Raw genomic sequence first — 18,286 nt, 5'->3', positions numbered from 1 at the left:
AACCGGCTTAAAAACAAAAGGATGGAGCGGTTTTCTGAATCAAAAAGGAAAGCCGCTCCAGAGCATTTCCAGCGAACCTGTTTCGCGTCGGGGAATGCGTCACAACAGGAAATGGAACGGCTCATCGAAACCGTTCTAGGGCTTTTCAAGCAAAGATGACTGAGGCTTCAGACCATAACCTGTTCTGAAATGCTCTCATTGTCGGAAGCGGTCAAAACATTGAGCAACACTGGAACCACCAAAAAGGTAAGGCGAGCGCCACAGCGTTCAACGGTCCTTGCCGCGTCGTTAGCCAGTTTTCTGGTCATCGTCGTCACGACCTATCTGGGCCTTCTGGCCGTCACATTCTTTATCGGCCGTGTGGTGCCGATCGACCCCGTGCTTGCCATCGTTGGCGACCGCGCTCCTGCGCATGTCGTGGCGCGCGTGCGGGAAGAAATGGGCTTCAACCTGCCCTATTACCAGCAGTTCTATCTTTATGTTAAGGGCGTGCTACAGGGCGATTTCGGCACTTCGGTACTGACGACCAATCCGGTCATGACCGACATTCGCCGCGTTTTCCCCGCGACCATGGAACTCGCTACCGTCGGCACCATCATCGGCGCTTTGTTCGGCATTCCGCTCGGCGTTCTCGCCGCCGTGAAGCGTGGTAGCCTTATCGACCAGATTGTGCGCGTGATCGGCCTCGTTGGCTATTCGGTGCCGATCTTCTGGCTCGGTATGCTGGCACTTCTGATCTTCTATGCGCGGCTCGGCTGGACCTCGGGTCCCGGACGTATCGACATCACATTCGAATACACGTTCACGCCGATCACCGGTTTCTACCTGATCGACGCGATCATCCAGCGCGACTGGCCAGCTCTCAAGGATATCGTCTCCCACCTTATCCTGCCGTCGGCTTTGCTCGGCTATTTCTCCTTAGCCTATATCAGCCGCATGACCCGTTCCTTCATGCTCAATGAGCTGGAACAGGAATATATCGTTGCTGCTCGTGCCAAGGGTATTTCGGAAACCCGCATCATCTGGGGCCATGCGCTGCGCAATGCCGCCGTCCCGCTCGTGACAGTGATTGCGCTTTCCTATGCCGGTCTTCTGGAAGGTTCAGTTCTGACCGAAACCATCTTCTCCTGGCCGGGTCTCGGACTCTACATCACCAATTCACTCCAAAACGCTGATATGAATGCCGTTCTCGGTGGCACAATCGTTATCGGGTCGGTCTTTATCGCGCTCAACCTCGTGTCCGATCTTCTCTATCGGGTTCTCGATCCAAGGACGCGCGTACGATGAGCCAAATGACAGATACTTCCAACCTCTCATGGCGTGAATGGCTGCTTACCGAGCGGCCACAGTCGCGCACGCAAGCCCGTCTCGGCCGGGCCTATATGGTCTGGCGGCGTTTCACCGCCAACAAGCTGGCGGTTCTCGGCCTCCTGATCATCATCGGCCTGCTGGTCGTTGCCGCGCTGGCCGATGTGCTGGCGCCGCATTCGCCGGTTGTCGGCGATCTCGCCAATGCACGTCTTCTACCGCCGGGAACACCCGGCTATCTGCTCGGCACCGACGATCAGGGCCGCGATATTCTTTCGCGTCTGATCTATGGCTCCCGCCTCACCCTCTATGTGGTGTTGCTGGTCGCCATCATCGCCGCGCCTATCGGCCTTCTGGTCGGCACTGTCGCCGGTTATGCCGGTGGCTGGGTCGATGCCGTACTGATGCGCATCACCGATATCTTCCTTGCCTTCCCGAAGCTCATTCTCGCGCTAGCCTTCGTTGCTGCTCTCGGACCCGGCATCGAAAATGCTATCATCGCCATCGCGATCACCTCATGGCCACCCTATGCGCGTATTGCGCGTGCGGAAACGCTCACTGTGCGCAACTCGGACTATATCTCCGCCGTTCGCCTGATGGGCGCTTCGCCGATCCGTATCGTCGTGCGCCACATCATGCCACTCTGCACATCTTCGCTGATCGTGCGTGTGACGCTCGACATGGCAGGCATCATCCTGACGGCAGCGGGCCTCGGCTTCCTCGGCCTCGGCGCTCAGCCGCCATTGCCTGAATGGGGCGCGATGATCGCCTCCGGTCGCCGCTTCATTCTCGACCAGTGGTGGGTTGCCGCCATGCCGGGTATCGCGATCCTGATCGTCAGCCTTGGCTTCAATCTTCTGGGCGATGGCCTGCGCGATGCGCTCGATCCGCGGGGTAACAACCAATGAAGCCTCTTCTGACTGTTGAAGACCTACGCGTCACCTTCCCGACGCGCACAGGCGCAATCGAGGCCGTGCGCGGTGTCAGCTTCGAGCTTGGCCGCGAGCGTCTCGGTATTGTTGGCGAATCCGGTTCTGGCAAATCCCAGACCGGCCGCGCCATCATGGGGCTTACCCCGCTCCATGCGAAGATCACCGCCAGAAAACTTGAGTTCGATGGCATCGACCTTCTAAACGCGTCGGCACGCGAACGTCGCGCCTTGCGCGGCGGCCGCATAGCCATGGTGCTGCAGGACCCAAAATATTCGCTAAACCCTGTCATGACCATCGGCAAGCAGATCGCCGAAACGCTGAAGGCCCATGGTAAATTCAGCAGCGATGAAATCCGCAAGCGCTCAATCGCCATGCTCGAAGCCGTGCAGATTCGCGATGCTGAACGCGTCATGAGCCTTTATCCGCACGAAGTTTCGGGCGGTATGGGCCAGCGCGTCATGATCGCCATGATGCTGGTCGCCGAGCCGGAAATGCTGATCGCCGACGAACCAACTTCGGCCCTCGACGTGACGGTTCAGCTTGAAGTGCTCGGCATTCTGGACAAGCTGGTTGCCGAACGCGGCATGGGGCTGATCTTCGTCAGCCACGACCTGCGCCTCGTTTCTTCATTCTGCGACCGCGTTATCGTCATGTATGCGGGCAAGATCGTGGAGGAAATTGCGGCGAAGGACCTCGCCAATGCGAAACATCCCTATACGCAAGGATTGCTGAACTGCATGCCGAAAATCGGAGCCGATCGCCATCCCCTGCCAACCTTGCAGCGCGAGGAGGCTTGGAAGCTATGACAGGGGAAACTATGAGCACGGCATCTGCACTGAGCGTCGACAATATCGACGTCTATTTCGACCATTTCCATGCGCTGAAATCGGTGAGCATCGACGTAGCGCGCGGCGAATCCTACGGCCTCGTGGGTGAATCCGGTTCCGGCAAGTCGACCCTGCTACGTGCCGTTGCAGGACTGGCACCCGTTGAAGACGGCGAAATCCGCATAGATGGGCAATTGCTGAAGACGCCGCGCGACAAGGCATTCTATCGCAATGTCCAGATGGTGTTTCAGGACCCTTATGGCTCGCTGCATCCCCGGCAAACGGTGGACCGGCTGTTGCTGGAACCGCTTGCCATCCACGGCGTCGGCGACACTGAACAGCGCATCGTGAAGGCGCTCGATGAAGTCGGCCTCGGTTCCGGCTTCCGCTTTCGCTATCCGCACCAGCTTTCAGGCGGCCAGCGTCAGCGTATTGCCATTGCCCGCGCCCTGATCGTTGAACCCAGCATATTGCTGCTCGATGAGCCGACCTCGGCGCTCGATGCATCGGTTCAGGCGGAAGTGCTGAATCTGCTGGAGCAGGTTCGGCGTGACCGTAACCTGACCTTCGTCATGGTCAGCCACGACCTTGGCGTTGTGACCCATATGTGCGACCGGCTTGCTGTCATGCGTAATGGAGAGGTCGTGGAACAGCTGCAGGCAGACGATCTTGTCAGCGGCAATATCCATGCCGACTATACGAAGAACCTGATGCAGGCGAGTGAAGGCTTCCGCAGGTAAAGCAAAAACTTGTCTCCCAAAAGTGGCAATCGGTTTGGGGGATAAAGACATGCGAAAAAACAAAGGGGACCTGCCGGTCCCCTTTTTCATTGCATCAATCGTCGGATGCCTTGCGCGGTGTGTCGCCATCCTGCCCGCGCCGCCAATAGGCGACAATAAGCTGGCGATCCTTCGCAACATTACGTTCCTTGCGCATATAGGTGCGGATCGACCGGAATGCGTTGAACTCGCAACCGGCCCAGACGTAAATGTCTTCCTCGTCTTCCGGTAGTTCGACCACGCGCACCGCATCCTGCAGCAATGTCGTCGTTCCGGCTTCCGCGCCATCGCGGTTCAGCCACTGCAGATCGACATCAGCTCGCGAGACAAGTTCCTGCTGTTCTGAAGCACTGCCGATCTCGACGCGCACGACCGCCTTGGTCCCTTCCGGCAGACGCTCCAGAATGCGCCCGATGGCAGGTAGCGCGGTTTCGTCACCCGCAAGCAGATACCACTTCGCATCGCCCGCATCGCCACCGCCCGGCCCCGTCATCCCGACAATATCGCCCGGCTTGGCGCTGACAGCCCAGCCGGAACCCGGCGCGTCGCAATCATCGCCATGGACGACCATATCGATATCCACCCAGCCGGCTACGCTATCGATGTTGCGGATCGTATAGACACGTGTGGCAAGCTTGGCTTCGCCATCCGGCCAGACAGGACGGCCATCTTCGCCGGTTGTGGGCCATTGCGGTTTAGCAAGACCTTCCGGCGGAAACAGCAGGCGGATATGAAGACCCAACTGCGAGAAGCGGAACAGGTTGTCGCCCTTCAGACGAATACGACGCATATGCGGCGTTACGTTCGATACTGCAACGACCTGCATCTCGCGGAAGTAAGGCAGCGGCAACCCGGCGGCCCCATCACCTTCCCAGATGATTTTCGGTTTGGCGCTGCCCTTGTCGAGAAATTCCAACACATGCTCTGCGATGGAATATTTCATATAGGCAAGACCGGTTTCGTCCTCGCTTTTGACGTCGACGCTAACCGTTTCATCATCCCATTGCACATCAGCCTGACCGAAGCTCAGCACCAGCTTGGCCGTGCTGCCCTGCCGATGCACGTCGGCATGCTCGACAAAATGATCGAGGAGCTGATTGACCACATGACCGGCATTTGTGAGCGCAAAGCGGGTATTGGCGTTGAGTTCGGACATGCCCCGTCCTCCTTTGGGAAACAATTTCCCCAGCCTTACCCGAATATAACATGACTATTCAAGTCATCATTTCGATTTGAACCCGCAATAAATTGTGACGGGCAGTGCCTGTCGCCAGACATCGAAAGAGCCAAGTGCACCCGCTTGTGCAACGCCAAGACGCGTCAATTCTCCGCCGAATTTCTCACGCCAGTTGAAAAGCAGCATCTCGCTTTGCAAGGTCACTGCATTCGCGACAAGCCTGCCACCCGGTTTCAGCGCGTTCCAGCAGGCTTCCAGAACGCCGTCATCCGTTACACCGCCGCCGATGAAGATCGCATCCGGCGCTTCCAGCCCTTCCAGTGCACAGGGCGCCCCGCCCTTGACCAACTGCAATCCGGGGACACCCAATGCCGCGCGATTTCGCTCGATCATCCCCTGCCGCTGTTCGTCCGCTTCTATGGCAATCGTGCGACATGAAGGATGAACACGCATCCATTCAATGCCGATCGATCCGCAACCGGCGCCGACATCCCAAAGCAATTGACGCGGCAATGGCTGCAATCGCGATAGAGTGACAGCACGAACGTCGCGCTTGGTCAGTTGTCCGTCATTCTCAAACGCTTCATCGGGCAGACCCGCGACGGGAGAAAACACGCGCGCATCCGGCGCAGCGACACATTCAATCGCCAGTACATTGAGATCGGCGCATCGCTCATGGGACCAGTTTTCGGCGGAACCCTGAACCCGGCCTTCCTTTGGCCCGCCAATATGTTCAAGCACCGTCATCAGGCTTTGGCCAAAACCTTTATCCGTGAGCATTGCCGCGGCTTTGGCTGGCGTCGAACCGTCGTTGCTGAGCACAAGAAATTTCTCGCCCGGCAAGATATGCGGAAACAGCAATTCGAACGGGCGACCGTGCACGCTAACAGACCGCACATCCTGAAGAGGCCAGCCCATGCGCGCAGCGGCGAGTGAAAGAGAGGACGGATAGGCAAGAACAAGCATTTCCTCCGGCGAGAAATGCCGGGACAAAGTCGCTCCCACACCAAAAAACATTGGATCGCCGCTTGCCAGCACAACCACCGGCTGGCCGCGATACGCCTCAATCATCGCGAAAGCTTCGTCGAATGGATATGGCCAGGCCACGCGCTCGGCTTTGATATTGCCACTCAGAAAGCCCAGATGGCGCTTGCCGCCAAAAATGACCGCAGCAGAGTTGAGCGCTGCGAGCGCGGTTTTCCCAAGCCCATCCAGTCCATCTTCACCGATCCCGATCACTGTCAGCCAGCCTGCCATGCGCGATGCTCCTTTTCCCTGTTCGTATGGCGGGGCAGTAGCAAGTGCAAGCGGCAAGGCGTATAAGGCTGAAATGTCGAGCCAGCAAATCACTCAGTCGCGGCAAGCCCAACCCGACAGGCGCAACGCCTGCCCCGGTCTTTCGCGTATGGTTATGGCCAGGGATGGGGCTATTGCCCGTATCAAACTGAGGCTCGGTCGCCTTTCTGCCGATCAGGCGCGTTCAATTGCAGCAATAGCCGAACGTTTCGATGCAGGCGCGATAGAGCTGTCGATTCGCTCCAATATCCAGTTGCGCGGTATTGCGCCTAGACATTGGGACGATGTTATCGCGGCACTTCACGAGGCTGGCCTTGGCGCCGACAATCCCGGCGCGGATGATATTCGCAACGTGTTGGTCAGCCCCACGGCTGGCATTGACCGGGGCCAGATATGCGACGTCACCGGACTGGCATCGTCTGTGCTGGACACGCTGCAGGCGAATGAGGCTTTTTATGCCCTGTCGCCGAAATTCTCGCTGCAAATCGACGGTGGCGAAAACTGCGCGATGATTTCTCATCCGGGTGACATCTGGCTTTCGGCGATAGACGGCGAAACCTTTGCTTTTGGCCTTGCTTCGTCTCCCGACAGGGAAGCGCTGGGGGCTGTAGACGCACAACATGCCCTGCCCTTCATCGAAGCGATGCTGCATCGTTTTTTACGCCATGGCAGTTTTGCGCGGATGAAACATCTGTTTGAAGCCATCCCAGCATCCAAGTTTGTGGCAGGTCTGAACCGGGAATTGTCGTTCCCGATTCATCCCGCAATCGGCTGGAAGCGCAAGGCACCGATGCCATTTTCGCATCTCGGCAACAACCAGCAGTCTGGCGGTTCATTTTATGTTGGCGCCATGCCGCTCCTGGGACGGCTGACACCGCAGCAACTAGCAGGTCTGGCAGACCTCTCCGACAGCGGAAGGCGTGAACTGCGCCTTACGCCGTGGCAAGGCGTTATCCTGCCTTATGTAGGCGAAACCCAGACTATCGACTTGACCGAAAGGCTCCGTTCGCTTGACCTTGAGACAACAGCCGAATCCCCACAGGCGCGGCTTCGTGCCTGTTCGGGATCAAATGGCTGCGTCTCCGCACTCGCCGACACACAGACAGACGGTAAAAGGCTAGCAACATATCTGGCGCCGGGAAAATCATCCGTGCATATCACGGGATGCGCCAAGTCATGCGCAGCACTTGCACCTTTGCCGCACACGCTTCTGGCGCGCTCGACAGGTCGCTACGATCTTTACGCGCAAGAGACGTTTCCGCAAGACGGGGCTGGACCATCGCGCTTTGGACGGCTATTGGCGACTGATATCACCATTGACGAAGCGGCGTGCCTTCTGAACGCCCGACACTGATTAGAGCGGTCACCATGACAGACTATATTCGCGATGGACAGGCCATTTACGACCGGTCCTTCGCCATCATTCGCGCCGAGGCCGATCTAAGCCGGATACCAGCCGATCTGGAAAAGCTTGCAGTCCGTGTCATTCATGCCTGCGGCATGGTGGATGTGGTCAATGACCTCGCTTTCTCGCAAGGCGCTGGCAAAGCCGGACGCGATGCTCTGCTCGCCGGTGCGCCCATTCTCTGTGATGCACGCATGGTGGCAGAGGGTATTACACGCTCTCGTCTGCCTGCCAATAATGAAGTCATCTGCACGCTGAACGACCCATCGGTTCCCGAGCTTGCAACGAAGATCGGCAATACCCGCTCAGCTGCAGCGCTCGACCTCTGGCTCCCGCATCTCGGCAACAGCATTGTTGCAATCGGCAATGCACCGACCGCCCTCTTCCGCCTGTTCGAATTGCTGGATGCTGGCGCGCCAAAACCTGCGCTCATCATCGGCATGCCGGTTGGCTTTGTCGGCGCGGCAGAATCCAAAGACGAACTCGCCACAAACAGCCGCGGTGTACCTTATGTGATTGTACGCGGAAGACGTGGTGGCAGCGCCATGACGGCAGCGGCAGTCAATGCGCTCGCGTCGGAGCGCGAATAATGACGGTAAAAGGCAGACTGTTTGGCCTGGGCGTTGGTCCCGGCGATCCCGAACTGATAACGCTTAAAGCCCTGCGTCTCCTCAAAAGCGCACCGGTTGTGGCTTATCACGCAGCCAAGGGGAAGAAGGGCAATGCCCTTACAATAGTCGAGGAATATCTTTCAGCGGAACAGGTTCTGGTGCCGTTGATCTATCCAGTGACGACGGAAAAGCTTCCCGCGCATATGGATTACGAACAGATCGTCAGCGATTTCTACGGCGAGATAACGAGCACCATAGCGAGCCACCTCGATAACGGTCAGGATGTGGCCGTGATCGCGGAAGGTGATCCATTTTTCTATGGCTCGTTCATGTATATTCACGACCGGCTTGCGGACCAGTATGAAACGGAAGTCGTGCCCGGCGTCTGCTCCGTTCTTGGCGCTTCGGCTGTGCTGGGTGCGCCACTGGTCTATCGCAATCAGACATTGTCCGTCCTCTCCGGCGTCATGAGCGCAGAAGAACTGAAGCAGCGGCTCGCGGATACAGGCGCGGCGGCTATCATGAAGCTTGGCAAAAACCTCGATAAGGTTCGCGCTGTGCTGGGCGAGCTCGGTCTCATGGACCGTGCGCTCTATGTCGAGCGCGCCACCATGGCCAATCAGCGCATTGTGCCGCTTGCCGAAGTCGACGGTAACGACTGTCCTTATTTTTCAATCATTCTCGTTCCAGGGCAAAAATGGAACGGCGCGTGATTCCCGCAATTCTGGTTCTTGGAGAAGCGGCGGTTCCTGCCGCGCGGCGGATCGCATCGGTGCTGGAACGCGCCGAAATGCGCGGCCTCCAGAACCGTGTTGCGTCGCTGGATGAAACCTTCGTGCATTTCGGCGATGCGGTCAGGTCGCTTTATGAGGAGGGCCGCCCCATCATCGCGCTTTGCGCAGCCGGTATCGTCATCCGGGCGCTGGCACCCTTGCTGCAGAACAAGCGCGTCGAACCGCCGGTTCTTGCCGTGGCCGAAGATGGAAGCGCAGTTGTGCCGCTTCTGGGTGGTCTCTCCGGTGTCAATGACATGGCTCAGCAGATTGCGGCAGCACTTGAGGTTGCGCCTGCCATAACCACGTCCGGCGAACTGCGGTTCGGAATCAATCTGCTGCACCCGCCTGCCGAACTGACCCTTGCCAATCCTGAAGACGCGAAAAATTTCACGTCGAACCTGCTTGCGGGACAGAAGGTGCAGCTTGACGGAAAATCACGCTGGCTTGTAGATTCCAAACTGCCTTTCGCCAATGACGGTGCGCTGACGATCAGCATAACGCCCCACATCCGCACGCCCCAGCCAGACGAGCTGATTTATCACCCTCGCAGTGTGGCGATTGGCATCGATAGGGTCAGCGAGAACATTCAGAACGATATTGAAGATGCTCTCGCCAATGCAGGCATTGCCCCAGCGTCGCTGGCATTGCTTCTCGCCCACGAAAAAGACTGCACTTCGCCGCGGCTCCAAGAGGCTGCGGCGAAAATTGGTGTTCCGCTGCGCTATGTGGCGAATGCAACCGATGTTCGTGAACTCGTTCTTCATTCGGTGGAACAGCCGGTTCAACTGATGGAGAGCTTGGGGCTTGCCATTGCCGTGGCTGCCACCCCGGCAGATGTCCTGTTTGTCGGTCGAAAACGTGGCAAGCTGGTCGTTATCGGCCTTGGGCCCGGATCACGAGAGCTAATGACGCCTGCCGTTCAGCACGAACTGGAACAGGCCGAAGACATTCTCGGCTATGAGACCTATGTGCGGATGGCGGAAGAAAACCTTCGTCCTTTCCGCGCCGATCAGATCGTTCATATGACTGATAATCGGGAAGAAATGCAGCGGGCGCGTCATGCATTCGAACTCGCTGCTTCCGGGCGACATGTCGCCATGGTTTCTTCGGGAGATCCCGGTGTCTTCGCCATGGCTGCGGCAGTCGTGGAGGCGCTTCACGAAACGGAAAATGCGGCATGGCACGGCGTGGAGCTCGTCATCCAGCCCGGCATTTCCGCTGCAATGGCCGCCGCATCGCGGATCGGAGCGCCGCTCGGACACGACTTCTGCATCATTTCACTGTCGGACAATCTGAAACCCTGGGAAATTATCGAGAAGCGCCTTGCGCTTGCCGCCGAAGCCGATCTCGCCATGGCGTTCTACAATCCCATCTCCAAGGCACGTCCGCATCAGCTTGGTCGCGCGCTTGAAATCCTGCGGCAATATCGGTCTCCCGAAACGCCTGTTGTCCTTGGGCGCGACATAGGCAGACCGGCTGAGACTACACGGACAACCACACTCGGCGCACTGACACCAGATGATGTCGATATGCGAACCGTTGTGATTGTCGGCTCGTCCCACACGCAAGTTTTTGCGAAATCTGATGGCAGGGAGTGGGTTTATACACCGCGCTGGTACGGTGAAAAGCCAGAGAAATGACAAACAAAAAAGGCAGGGAAAACCCTGCCTTTTTCATGTGTTATCCCTGATTGTTGAATCAGTTCTTCTTCGCCTTAGCCTTTTTCGGCTGGGCAGCGGCGGCTGCATCGGCCTTGGCTGCTGCCGCTTCAGCTGCAACCTGATCGGCGCTCTTCGGCGACGTATCGATAACAGCGCGCACACCGCCCTTGGCGGTCAGCTGGCAAACAGCGGTACGCAGATCGACCTTGAGATCGACATCGGTGCCGCCTGCTGCACCCGGACGGGAGTTGATGGCAGAGATAGCGTGTTCCGGTAGGAAATACTTGTTGGCAGCGGCAGTGATGCAAGGCTGCGCGAGCGCCGGATCGACATAAGCTGTCGGCGTGAAGCGAGGCATCGAAATCGTCGGCGCGCTGATCGGGGCATCGGTCTTGCCCGGCGTCGCCGTCGTGGTTGGTACAGTCGTCGTGCAGGCAGCGGCAAGCGGGGCCAACATGGCAATGGCTAGAAAACGGGCTCCGGTGCGGGCGCGTCCGTACATGATCTACCTCATAGGATCTGCTGAGTAGGTAAAATTTTAAGTTCGATAACTATTCGGTTTTGCTCGATTGTCGAGTGGCAGGAAGGTCACATTGCCAGAATTTCGATTCGCATCCACAGTCTGGCATCACTGTTTTGCTAGAATCCAGTTCAGCATCTCGCGCCAGTCGGACATGCGGATCGGCGTGCCGTGATTACCACTTTCGAAACGCCGGAACTGGACCGGATAACCCGGCGCGCGCTTGCGTATCTCGCGATAGAAGGCTTCCTGCTTGTCGATTGCAAAAACCGGATCACGGCTGCCATGTCCGAAGAAGATCGGCACACGTTTCTTGAATGCGGGTGACTTGAAAAATCCGTCATCCCAAAGCGAGCCGAGCAGAATAAGGCCTGCGAGCTGGTTCCCCGCCTTTTCATTAGCCGCTATGCGCCAGCATAGTGTTCCGCCTTGCGAGCCGCAGGACAGGATCAACGGAGCGCTCGGTGATGATGCCTTGGCTGCTTCGATCAATCCGGCAATCTGCGCCTCACCCGCATCGGCAAAATCCTTGAAATCCGGCGAGATATAGAGACCGCCATTCAGTGCCGCGAGATTCTTCACACGGTTGAAATTGCCGCCAAAGGTAAAATCATTCATACCTTGCAGGCGATTACCGCCCCTACCATGCAGGTAGATGACGATAAAGGACGCGCCTTCGCGCTTGCCTGCTGTCATGGCCTTCACCGGCCCGGCAGCAGTCTGAAAGGTAACGTCCTTCTGGTAAGCGCGCGCCTTCAGCGAGACATAGACATCTTTCACGCGCTTTTCAGGCACCGCATCGCGCCCGTTGATATCGCGCATCTCGTTGTAATCGATAACCTTGTAATCACCATTGTCAGCGCTGCTGAGAATGCCGGGATAGGCGAAATAATCATCCTTGTATGGCGGCAAAGACGCTGCCCCCGATGCCATCACAGTCGAAAACAGAAACAATGCCCCAAACAGGCCACCTATTCCATACTTCAACATTCTATGGCTCATCGGATTACAGCTCCAGCGTATGATAGCGCCTGTTGAGATAGACCAGCGCCTCGTCCTCGGATTTGGACCGCAGGCCCACGACTTCCCCGAAAAGGACGTGATGCGTGGAGTGATCCTGCACGCTGACCACCCGGCAATCGAAAGCAGCAAGTGCACCCTGCAATATGGGTGCTCCGGTCACCTGAACATCCCAGCGCGCCAGTTCGAACCGCTCATCCTGGGTCAGGCCGATACGGCCCGAAAAAGCGTCTGCGAGCTGTTGGTGCGCCCCCGCGAGCGTGTTGACGGCGAACACGCCGTTTTCGATGAACAGCCGGTTTTCTTCATGAATCTTTTGCAGGCAAATCAGGATCGTCGGCGGATTATCCGAAACCGAACAGGCCGCCGTCAGCGTCAGACCACGCCTTCCCGCACTACCGGCAGTCGTGACGATCTGTACTGCGCCGGCGTAATGACTCATGGCATCCCGATAGGACTTGGATTCCACCGAAGCTGCACTTGAAATGATGTTCTTAATCGTTTGCACGTCCAACAGAATCCGTCTCGCCCTATGGCATGTTATCTGAAGCCAGCTACCCTGGTAACAAGCCCGCATAACGAGCCCAAATAAGGGCCCCACATAACGGGCATTGCACAAAGGCCAGGAAACAGCTACCCACTTTTCGTTGAAAATGCCACGAATTGTTTAATGAAGACGGATCACGTGATCGAGCTTGGGAAACGTCCGACCGCAGTACTGACAAGTATCATCCTTACACTGCTGACCAGTTCAGTACTGGCACAGGCGGAGGATATGCGCGTCGGGCTCGCAGCACCGCTGTCCGGAACGTTCGCTCCATTGGGCAATCAGCTGGCGGAAGGCGCTCGTGTAGCCGCCACTGCAAAAGGCGCAGAACTCGTTATTTTCGATGATCGCTGCGATGCTGAAGGCGGCAAGGAAGCCGCAGAACGCTTCGTCAAGGAAAACGTCCGGGTCGTCACCGGCTTTCTGTGCCCGGAAGCGCTTGAAGCAGCACTTCCGGTTCTCGCAGCCAGCAACATACCTGTTGTGACATCAGGCGTCAGCGAAGCCACGCTAACTGAAAGACGTGCGCCCGCGCCGATGGCGGTATTCCGTCTCGCAACCGGTCTAGACAAGGAAACGCAGGCAACCGGGAGCTTCCTTGGCAGCCTTTGGCGCGCGCAATCTTTTGCAATCATCGATGATGGCACCATCGAAGGACGTGAACGAGCTGCACGCGTTTTAGCCAGCCTTAAAGAGCAGCAACTACAGCCGGTTTTCACAGACACCTACCGACCGGGTCTCGATAACCAGAATGCTCTGGTCGCCCGGTTGCGGCGCGCAGGCGCTACCCATGTTTATGTCGGCGGTGAGCGCGACGATATCGCCGCTATAGGCGCAAGCGCTGCCGCGCTCAACTATTCCCTGACGATTGCTGGCGGCAGCCTTCTTGACGCAGCACCCGGCACACAGCCCTTAAGTCAAGGCACGTTGATGATTGCCCCGCTCCGTCCGCAGGAACTCTCGACGGCAAAGCCAGCAATCGATGCATTGCGTCAGGCCGGGAAACTTGCAGACGCCTATGCAATCATTGGTTATGCCAGTGCGGAAATCCCTGCGGATGTGATCAAGCGTGCCGACGAGCAGAAGCTGCCGATTATCGACACACTCCGCAATAATTCCTTTGAAACCGTTCTCGGCTCGATCAAGTTCGATGGCAATGGTGTCCGAACCGACAACCCGAACCGCCTGCAGCGGTTCGATGGCAAGCGGTTCGTGCTAGCCGACAAGTAGCCCAATCAGGCTCGCAGCAATCACCAGTCCGGTCATCAGGCTCATCGTCGACCAGAAAAGATGAAGCGCGGCATCGATATCATCAGCGTTGGCGTCGCGCTTGCCGGATGCATTCAGCATCGGCCCTTCGACTTTCTCCGCCCCATATTGGCGCGGACCGGCAAGCGCCAGCCCCAGCCCGCCTGCAAAAGCCGATTCCGGCCAGCCAGCATTGGGCGAGCGATGCAGACGTGCATCACGGCGCATGGCGGAAAACGCTTCTTTCCCTGAAAGCCTGTCTTTCGTGATCGCGGTGGCAAGGGAGGCGAGCAGTCCGGTCAGTCTGGCTGGGATATAATTAGCGACATCGTCCAGCTTTGCGGCAAAACGACCAAAGTCACGATAGCGATCATTCAGATGGCCGATCATGGAATCAGCGGTATTGATCAGCTTGTAGGCGAACAAACCGGGTAGCCCACCGACCAGAAACCAGAACGCAGGTGCAACGATACCATCTGAAGCGTTTTCCGCGAGGCTTTCTATCGCTGCACGACTGACACCGCCTTCATCGAGATGTTCGGGATTGCGCCCGACGATCATCGACACAGCCCGACGACCGCCTTCGATCCCTTCCTCACGCAATGCCAGTGCGACCGCCTGCACATGATCGGCAAGGCTTTTCTGTGCAAGCAGCACCGTCACGATCAGGATTTCGGCAACTGCACCGGCAGTCCCGGCGAAGGGTAACGAGAGTTCAAGGATGAGCCCCAGAACCACACAGGCCATCACCAGCCCGACCGTCAGCCACATGCCGTTTCGGCGAAGCACCGAGGCAGAGAGATTGCGATTGTTCCAGCGCTTTTCGCCCCACGAAATTGCTTTCCCGAACAGGACGACGGGGTGCGGCACCTTCTGCCATAGCTGCGGCGGGTCGCCGACAAAGCGATCCAGAAGAAGCGCCAGCGAAAGAATAATCAGCTTTATTTCCATGAGCTTGACCAGAAAAACTGAATCAAAATTTCAACGCCTTTTCGAACCGCGCAAGCGCCACATCATCCAAAGGCAAACCAATGCGCAACCAGCGCGGGGCGTAATCGAACTTCCGGATCAGAATATGTCTCTCGCACAATCTGGTGTAAATCCCGATTGCACCCACGTGTTCGACGAGAGAAAACAACGCCGTGCCGCCAATTTCCCTCAGACCGCTTTTGTCCAGAACAGCCGACAATTCCGCCCGCCGCAGATCAATACGTGTGCGATAATCCGCAAGCGTTCCGGCATCGCTGAAAGCATGATTGGCGATTGCCAGTGCTGGGCCAGAAACCGCCCATGGTCCAAGCCGCCGCTCCAACGCTTCAACAAAACGACCGCCTGTAATTGCAAAGCCCAGACGAACGCCAGCAAGCCCGAAAAACTTGCCGAAGGATTTCAGCACGATCATCGGTGCATCTTCTGCATTTGCCGCAATGCTGACGGCCTCATGCGCGTCGGTGAACGCCTCATCAACAACCAGAAAGCCCCCGCGAGCACCGAGTTTCTGTGCAAGTTGCAGGAGAGCCTCTTTCGAAATCACGCGACCGTCTGGATTGTTCGGATTAACGATGACTGCCGCTGTTGCCTCACTCGGAATTTCATCAAGCGTCACACATTGCACAACCTTCCAGCCGGAAGCGGCGAACGAGGCAGCGTGTTCCTGATAGGTCGGCCCGAGGATGGCTACCGTCGACGGCGCGATCAGCGTTGGAACGAGCTGGATCAAAGCCTGCGTGCCCGGCGCTGCAACGATCGGTGCTTTCTCGTTCAGCCGATAATAGCTGCGGGCCAGTCGCAACGTTTCCTGTAACAATCCTTCATCAGGCAGACGGTTCCAGATTTCAGGTGTCAGTTCGGGAAGCGGAAAATGCTCTGGATTGATGCCCGTCGAAAGGTCGAGCCAGTCTTGCGGCCTGCCACCAAAACGCGCGACGGCCTTGTCGAGCGCGCCGCCATGCTCGATTTCTGCACTCAAGCTTTCTCTCCGCAAAAATCGATGACATGCATGAACGAGCCTGAAACGGAGCCGACTCTCAGGCCTGCCTCGCCAACATCGTCGCCGACAGCATCACGCACACGGAAAAGACGATCAGCCTTTCCTTCACGCACGATACTGGCATAGTGAAACTCATGCGCCTTCAATGTCTCGGTCCAAGGCGCACCTGCAAGCGGTTCCAGCATGCGGTAGCCGAGATGCAGCTTTCTTTTTGCAAAGCTCGTTTCGAGCGGCAGAAGATCCAGCATCGGGTGTGTGACACCCTCTGCATCCCGCAAGCTTTCGCCGAGAACCATGTAGCCGCCACATTCGCCGTAAACTGTTACCCCACGGGCTGCAGCTTCGCGTATGCCCGCCTGAAAACGTCCTGCCTGCGCCAAACGCCCTGCATGCAATTCAGGATAGCCGCCCGGCAGATAGATTGCATCGGCATCCTGTCTCGGAGACTCATCGCCGAGCGGTGAGAAGAATGAAATCTCCACCCCTCGCCTGCGCCAGCCTTCAAACAAATGCGCATAGGCAAAGGCAAATGCGTCATCGCGGGCAACGGCAATGTGGTTGCCCAGCGGCTTCAGGCGCGGGACATTGGCCATCGCATCGAAGCGCTTCGGTCGCGACCAGATCGTCTGCAGCGCGTCCAGATCGATATGCGTTTCCATCGCATCTGCAGCGTGTTCGAGAAAGCTCTCAAGATCGGAGTGCTCGCCCGCCTGCACCAGCCCCAGGTGCCTTTCCGGTAAGGAAAGAGCAGTATCGCGGGGCAATGCACCAAGAACCGGAATACGGAGCGGCTCCAATGCGCCACGCAACATAGCCTCATGCCGGGAGCTACCAACGCGATTGAGGATGATTCCCGCAATCAGCACATCCTTGCGAAACTGGCTGAAACCCCAGACAAGAGCGGCAATGGAATGTGATTGCCGGGCACAATCCACCACCAGCACCACCGGCAGATCGAGAAGCCGGGCAAGAGCGGCAGATGAACCCTTGCCGTCCATCGCTCCGTCAAAGAGCCCCATCATGCCCTCGGCAACCAATAGCTTGGCACCACTTTCCGTCATGCGGGAGGACAGTGCACTGATAAGTTCAGGGCGCATCGCCCAAGGGTCCAGATTGAAGCAATCCACCCCGCTTGCAGCCTTGTGGTAGGCGGGGTCGATATAGTCGGGACCGGCCTTGACCGGCGCAAGCGCTTCTCCCCGCCGTTTCAGGGCGCGCAGCAAACCCAGCGTTACCGTTGTCTTGCCAGACCCGGAAGCCGGCGCTGCTATCATGAACCCCTTCATGCGCTTCTCACTCCCTCATTTTGATTTCGTCTGGCAAGCGGATCGCTGGACAGGATTTTACCGTTCAACGCACCCATCCAATCCAGCCCGGCGCGCAGACGAACCACTTCACCTACGACCACAATGGCAGGCGGGTTCAGCCCCGCCGCTTCAACATCTTTTGCAGCCCGCGCCAATGTCGTTTCAAGCACGGTCTGCTTGGGGAGGCTTGCATTGCACACGAAGGCGACAGGCTCATCCGGCGAACGCCCAGCCTCGATCAGCCGCCTGGCGATAAGGTCTATATGTTTCATCGCCATATACATGACGATAACCGGCGCAGACTTGGCGATCCCAGTCCAGTTGATCCCGTCAGGCATCGAGCCGCTGGCATCGTGACCGGTCAGAAAGGTCACCGATTGATTGATATCGCGATGGGTAGCGGCAATACCCGCATAGGCGAGGCCGCCAATTCCGGCAGTCACTCCGGGAACGATGCGAAACGGAACGCCATGCTCCACCAAGGTCAGCGCCTCTTCTGCTCCCCGTCCGAATACGAACGGATCACCGCCTTTCAGGCGCAGCACCTTCTTTCCCGATTTTGCAAGTTCAACAAGCCGCAGGGATATATCACGCTGTTTTGGCGAAGGCTTGCCGCCGCGCTTGCCTGCATATTCCAGAGCGGCATCCGCATTCTTGAGAGACAGGCAGGCATCATCCACCAGCGCGTCGTAAACGATGACATCTGCCTGCTGTAAGGCGTTGACAGCGTGAAGCGTCAAAAGACCGGGATCGCCCGGCCCGGCCCCAACGAGCCAGACATGGCCGGGTTCCATCGCAGGCAAGGTCACTTTGCTCCTCGCAATGACACATGCAGCCGTTTCTTCAGCCTTGTTCATTTTCATCAACCACTATTCTATCTGG

General features: G+C 57.7%; 18 protein-coding genes. 9 read left to right on the top strand and 9 right to left on the bottom strand.

What is annotated here, in order from left to right; all coding sequences use genetic code 11:
• Positions 1 to 189: 189 nt before the first annotated feature.
• Genes AAE521_RS12600 through AAE521_RS12585 form a run of 4 tightly spaced genes read left to right on the top strand, consistent with a single transcriptional unit; the run spans position 190 to position 3,807 of the window.
• Positions 190 to 1,287, top strand: coding sequence for an ABC transporter permease (locus tag AAE521_RS12600; protein WP_374865153.1), 1,098 nt, complete (start codon positions 190 to 192; stop codon positions 1,285 to 1,287).
• The gene (locus AAE521_RS12595) at positions 1,284 to 2,216 is read left to right on the top strand and encodes an ABC transporter permease (protein WP_061346124.1); all 933 of its coding nucleotides are present in this window, start codon (positions 1,284 to 1,286) and stop codon (positions 2,214 to 2,216) included. The genes AAE521_RS12600 and AAE521_RS12595 overlap by 4 nt, the downstream gene beginning before the upstream one ends.
• Complete coding sequence (locus AAE521_RS12590) at positions 2,213 to 3,046, top strand: ABC transporter ATP-binding protein (protein ID WP_010659864.1); 834 nt, start codon at positions 2,213 to 2,215, stop codon at positions 3,044 to 3,046. The genes AAE521_RS12595 and AAE521_RS12590 overlap by 4 nt, the downstream gene beginning before the upstream one ends.
• Positions 3,047 to 3,057: 11 nt before the next feature.
• Entirely contained in the window at positions 3,058 to 3,807 is a 750-nt protein-coding gene (locus tag AAE521_RS12585; protein ID WP_029928879.1) for an ABC transporter ATP-binding protein, read from the top strand.
• Between the two features lie 94 nt (positions 3,808 to 3,901).
• Here AAE521_RS12585 and AAE521_RS12580 read toward each other — a convergent pair whose 3' ends face one another.
• Both AAE521_RS12580 and cbiE read right to left on the bottom strand, forming a co-directional pair.
• Positions 3,902 to 5,002 (bottom strand): siderophore-interacting protein, encoded by a 1,101-nt coding sequence (locus tag AAE521_RS12580; RefSeq protein WP_071630106.1) that lies wholly within the window; start codon positions 5,000 to 5,002, stop codon positions 3,902 to 3,904.
• Positions 5,003 to 5,068: 66 nt separating this feature from the next.
• Positions 5,069 to 6,280, bottom strand: a complete 1,212-nt coding sequence (cbiE, locus tag AAE521_RS12575; protein ID WP_342061454.1) for a precorrin-6y C5,15-methyltransferase (decarboxylating) subunit CbiE — start codon at positions 6,278 to 6,280, stop codon at positions 5,069 to 5,071.
• A 73-nt stretch (positions 6,281 to 6,353) separates the two neighbouring features.
• On the opposite strand from cbiE, the gene cobG reads away from it, so the two are divergent.
• The 4 genes from cobG to cobJ are packed head-to-tail and all read left to right on the top strand — an operon-like array spanning position 6,354 to position 10,751.
• The gene (gene cobG, locus AAE521_RS12570) at positions 6,354 to 7,673 is read left to right on the top strand and encodes a precorrin-3B synthase (RefSeq protein ID WP_342061478.1); all 1,320 of its coding nucleotides are present in this window, start codon (positions 6,354 to 6,356) and stop codon (positions 7,671 to 7,673) included.
• Positions 7,674 to 7,687: 14 nt separating this feature from the next.
• A complete protein-coding gene (locus tag AAE521_RS12565; protein WP_043063115.1) occupies positions 7,688 to 8,314 on the top strand; it encodes a precorrin-8X methylmutase in 627 nt (208 codons plus the stop codon).
• Positions 8,314 to 9,048: a precorrin-2 C(20)-methyltransferase gene (locus AAE521_RS12560; protein WP_071630103.1), complete on the top strand. Its 735-nt coding sequence runs from the start codon at positions 8,314 to 8,316 to the stop codon at positions 9,046 to 9,048. Before AAE521_RS12565 ends, AAE521_RS12560 begins: the two co-directional genes overlap by 1 nt.
• Positions 9,033 to 10,751, top strand: a complete 1,719-nt coding sequence (cobJ, locus tag AAE521_RS12555) for a precorrin-3B C(17)-methyltransferase (protein WP_342061453.1) — start codon at positions 9,033 to 9,035, stop codon at positions 10,749 to 10,751. Before AAE521_RS12560 ends, cobJ begins: the two co-directional genes overlap by 16 nt.
• A 58-nt stretch (positions 10,752 to 10,809) precedes the next feature.
• On the opposite strand, the gene AAE521_RS12550 is transcribed toward cobJ, so the two are convergent.
• The 3 genes from AAE521_RS12550 to AAE521_RS12540 form a co-directional block, all read right to left on the bottom strand.
• Positions 10,810 to 11,274, bottom strand: a complete 465-nt coding sequence (locus AAE521_RS12550; protein WP_010659856.1) for a hypothetical protein — start codon at positions 11,272 to 11,274, stop codon at positions 10,810 to 10,812.
• A 126-nt stretch (positions 11,275 to 11,400) separates the two neighbouring features.
• On the bottom strand, positions 11,401 to 12,294 hold the full coding sequence (locus AAE521_RS12545) for an alpha/beta hydrolase (RefSeq protein ID WP_371264570.1): 894 nt from the start codon (positions 12,292 to 12,294) through the stop codon (positions 11,401 to 11,403).
• 4 nt (positions 12,295 to 12,298) lie between these two features.
• On the bottom strand, positions 12,299 to 12,820 hold the full coding sequence (locus AAE521_RS12540) for a flavin reductase (RefSeq protein ID WP_342061452.1): 522 nt from the start codon (positions 12,818 to 12,820) through the stop codon (positions 12,299 to 12,301).
• Between the two features lie 177 nt (positions 12,821 to 12,997).
• On the opposite strand from AAE521_RS12540, the gene AAE521_RS12535 reads away from it, so the two are divergent.
• Positions 12,998 to 14,089 (top strand): branched-chain amino acid ABC transporter substrate-binding protein, encoded by a 1,092-nt coding sequence (locus AAE521_RS12535; RefSeq protein ID WP_342061477.1) that lies wholly within the window; start codon positions 12,998 to 13,000, stop codon positions 14,087 to 14,089.
• Here the strand turns inward: AAE521_RS12535 and cbiB are convergent.
• Genes cbiB through cobA form a run of 4 tightly spaced genes read right to left on the bottom strand, consistent with a single transcriptional unit; the run spans position 14,075 to position 18,261 of the window.
• Positions 14,075 to 15,058 (bottom strand): adenosylcobinamide-phosphate synthase CbiB, encoded by a 984-nt coding sequence (cbiB, locus tag AAE521_RS12530; RefSeq protein WP_342061451.1) that lies wholly within the window; start codon positions 15,056 to 15,058, stop codon positions 14,075 to 14,077. The genes AAE521_RS12535 and cbiB overlap by 15 nt on opposite strands.
• Positions 15,059 to 15,080: 22 nt before the next feature.
• A complete protein-coding gene (gene cobD, locus AAE521_RS12525) occupies positions 15,081 to 16,076 on the bottom strand; it encodes a threonine-phosphate decarboxylase CobD (RefSeq protein ID WP_071630100.1) in 996 nt (331 codons plus the stop codon).
• Positions 16,073 to 17,383, bottom strand: a complete 1,311-nt coding sequence (locus AAE521_RS12520) for a cobyrinic acid a,c-diamide synthase CobB (protein ID WP_071630099.1) — start codon at positions 17,381 to 17,383, stop codon at positions 16,073 to 16,075. The genes cobD and AAE521_RS12520 overlap by 4 nt, the downstream gene beginning before the upstream one ends.
• Entirely contained in the window at positions 17,380 to 18,261 is an 882-nt protein-coding gene (gene cobA / locus AAE521_RS12515; protein WP_342061450.1) for a uroporphyrinogen-III C-methyltransferase, read from the bottom strand. Before cobA ends, AAE521_RS12520 begins: the two co-directional genes overlap by 4 nt.
• Between the last annotated feature and the right edge of the window lie 25 nt (positions 18,262 to 18,286).

The organism is Brucella cytisi (assembly GCF_038433355.1).
Classification (GTDB): domain Bacteria; phylum Pseudomonadota; class Alphaproteobacteria; order Rhizobiales; family Rhizobiaceae; genus Brucella; species Brucella cytisi.
The sequence above is the reverse complement of the archived record's forward strand: the minus strand, read 5'-3'. Positions and strand labels throughout refer to the sequence as shown.

What these genes read in the sequence shown, in the direction of transcription:
- AAE521_RS12600 (WP_374865153.1), top strand. Translation starts at nt 190, where the DNA reads ATGCTCTCATTGTCGGAAGCGGTCAAAACATTGAGCAACACTGGAACC.
- AAE521_RS12595 (WP_061346124.1), top strand. Translation starts at nt 1,284, where the DNA reads ATGAGCCAAATGACAGATACTTCCAACCTCTCATGGCGTGAATGGCTG.
- AAE521_RS12590 (WP_010659864.1), top strand. Translation starts at nt 2,213, where the DNA reads ATGAAGCCTCTTCTGACTGTTGAAGACCTACGCGTCACCTTCCCGACG.
- AAE521_RS12585 (WP_029928879.1), top strand. Translation starts at nt 3,058, where the DNA reads ATGAGCACGGCATCTGCACTGAGCGTCGACAATATCGACGTCTATTTC.
- AAE521_RS12580 (WP_071630106.1), bottom strand. Translation starts at nt 5,002, where the DNA reads ATGTCCGAACTCAACGCCAATACCCGCTTTGCGCTCACAAATGCCGGT.
- cbiE (WP_342061454.1), bottom strand. Translation starts at nt 6,280, where the DNA reads ATGGCAGGCTGGCTGACAGTGATCGGGATCGGTGAAGATGGACTGGAT.
- cobG (WP_342061478.1), top strand. Translation starts at nt 6,354, where the DNA reads ATGTCGAGCCAGCAAATCACTCAGTCGCGGCAAGCCCAACCCGACAGG.
- AAE521_RS12565 (WP_043063115.1), top strand. Translation starts at nt 7,688, where the DNA reads ATGACAGACTATATTCGCGATGGACAGGCCATTTACGACCGGTCCTTC.
- AAE521_RS12560 (WP_071630103.1), top strand. Translation starts at nt 8,314, where the DNA reads ATGACGGTAAAAGGCAGACTGTTTGGCCTGGGCGTTGGTCCCGGCGAT.
- cobJ (WP_342061453.1), top strand. Translation starts at nt 9,033, where the DNA reads ATGGAACGGCGCGTGATTCCCGCAATTCTGGTTCTTGGAGAAGCGGCG.
- AAE521_RS12550 (WP_010659856.1), bottom strand. Translation starts at nt 11,274, where the DNA reads ATGTACGGACGCGCCCGCACCGGAGCCCGTTTTCTAGCCATTGCCATG.
- AAE521_RS12545 (WP_371264570.1), bottom strand. Translation starts at nt 12,294, where the DNA reads ATGAGCCATAGAATGTTGAAGTATGGAATAGGTGGCCTGTTTGGGGCA.
- cbiB (WP_342061451.1), bottom strand. Translation starts at nt 15,058, where the DNA reads ATGGAAATAAAGCTGATTATTCTTTCGCTGGCGCTTCTTCTGGATCGC.
- AAE521_RS12520 (WP_071630099.1), bottom strand. Translation starts at nt 17,383, where the DNA reads ATGAAGGGGTTCATGATAGCAGCGCCGGCTTCCGGGTCTGGCAAGACA.
- cobA (WP_342061450.1), bottom strand. Translation starts at nt 18,261, where the DNA reads ATGAACAAGGCTGAAGAAACGGCTGCATGTGTCATTGCGAGGAGCAAA.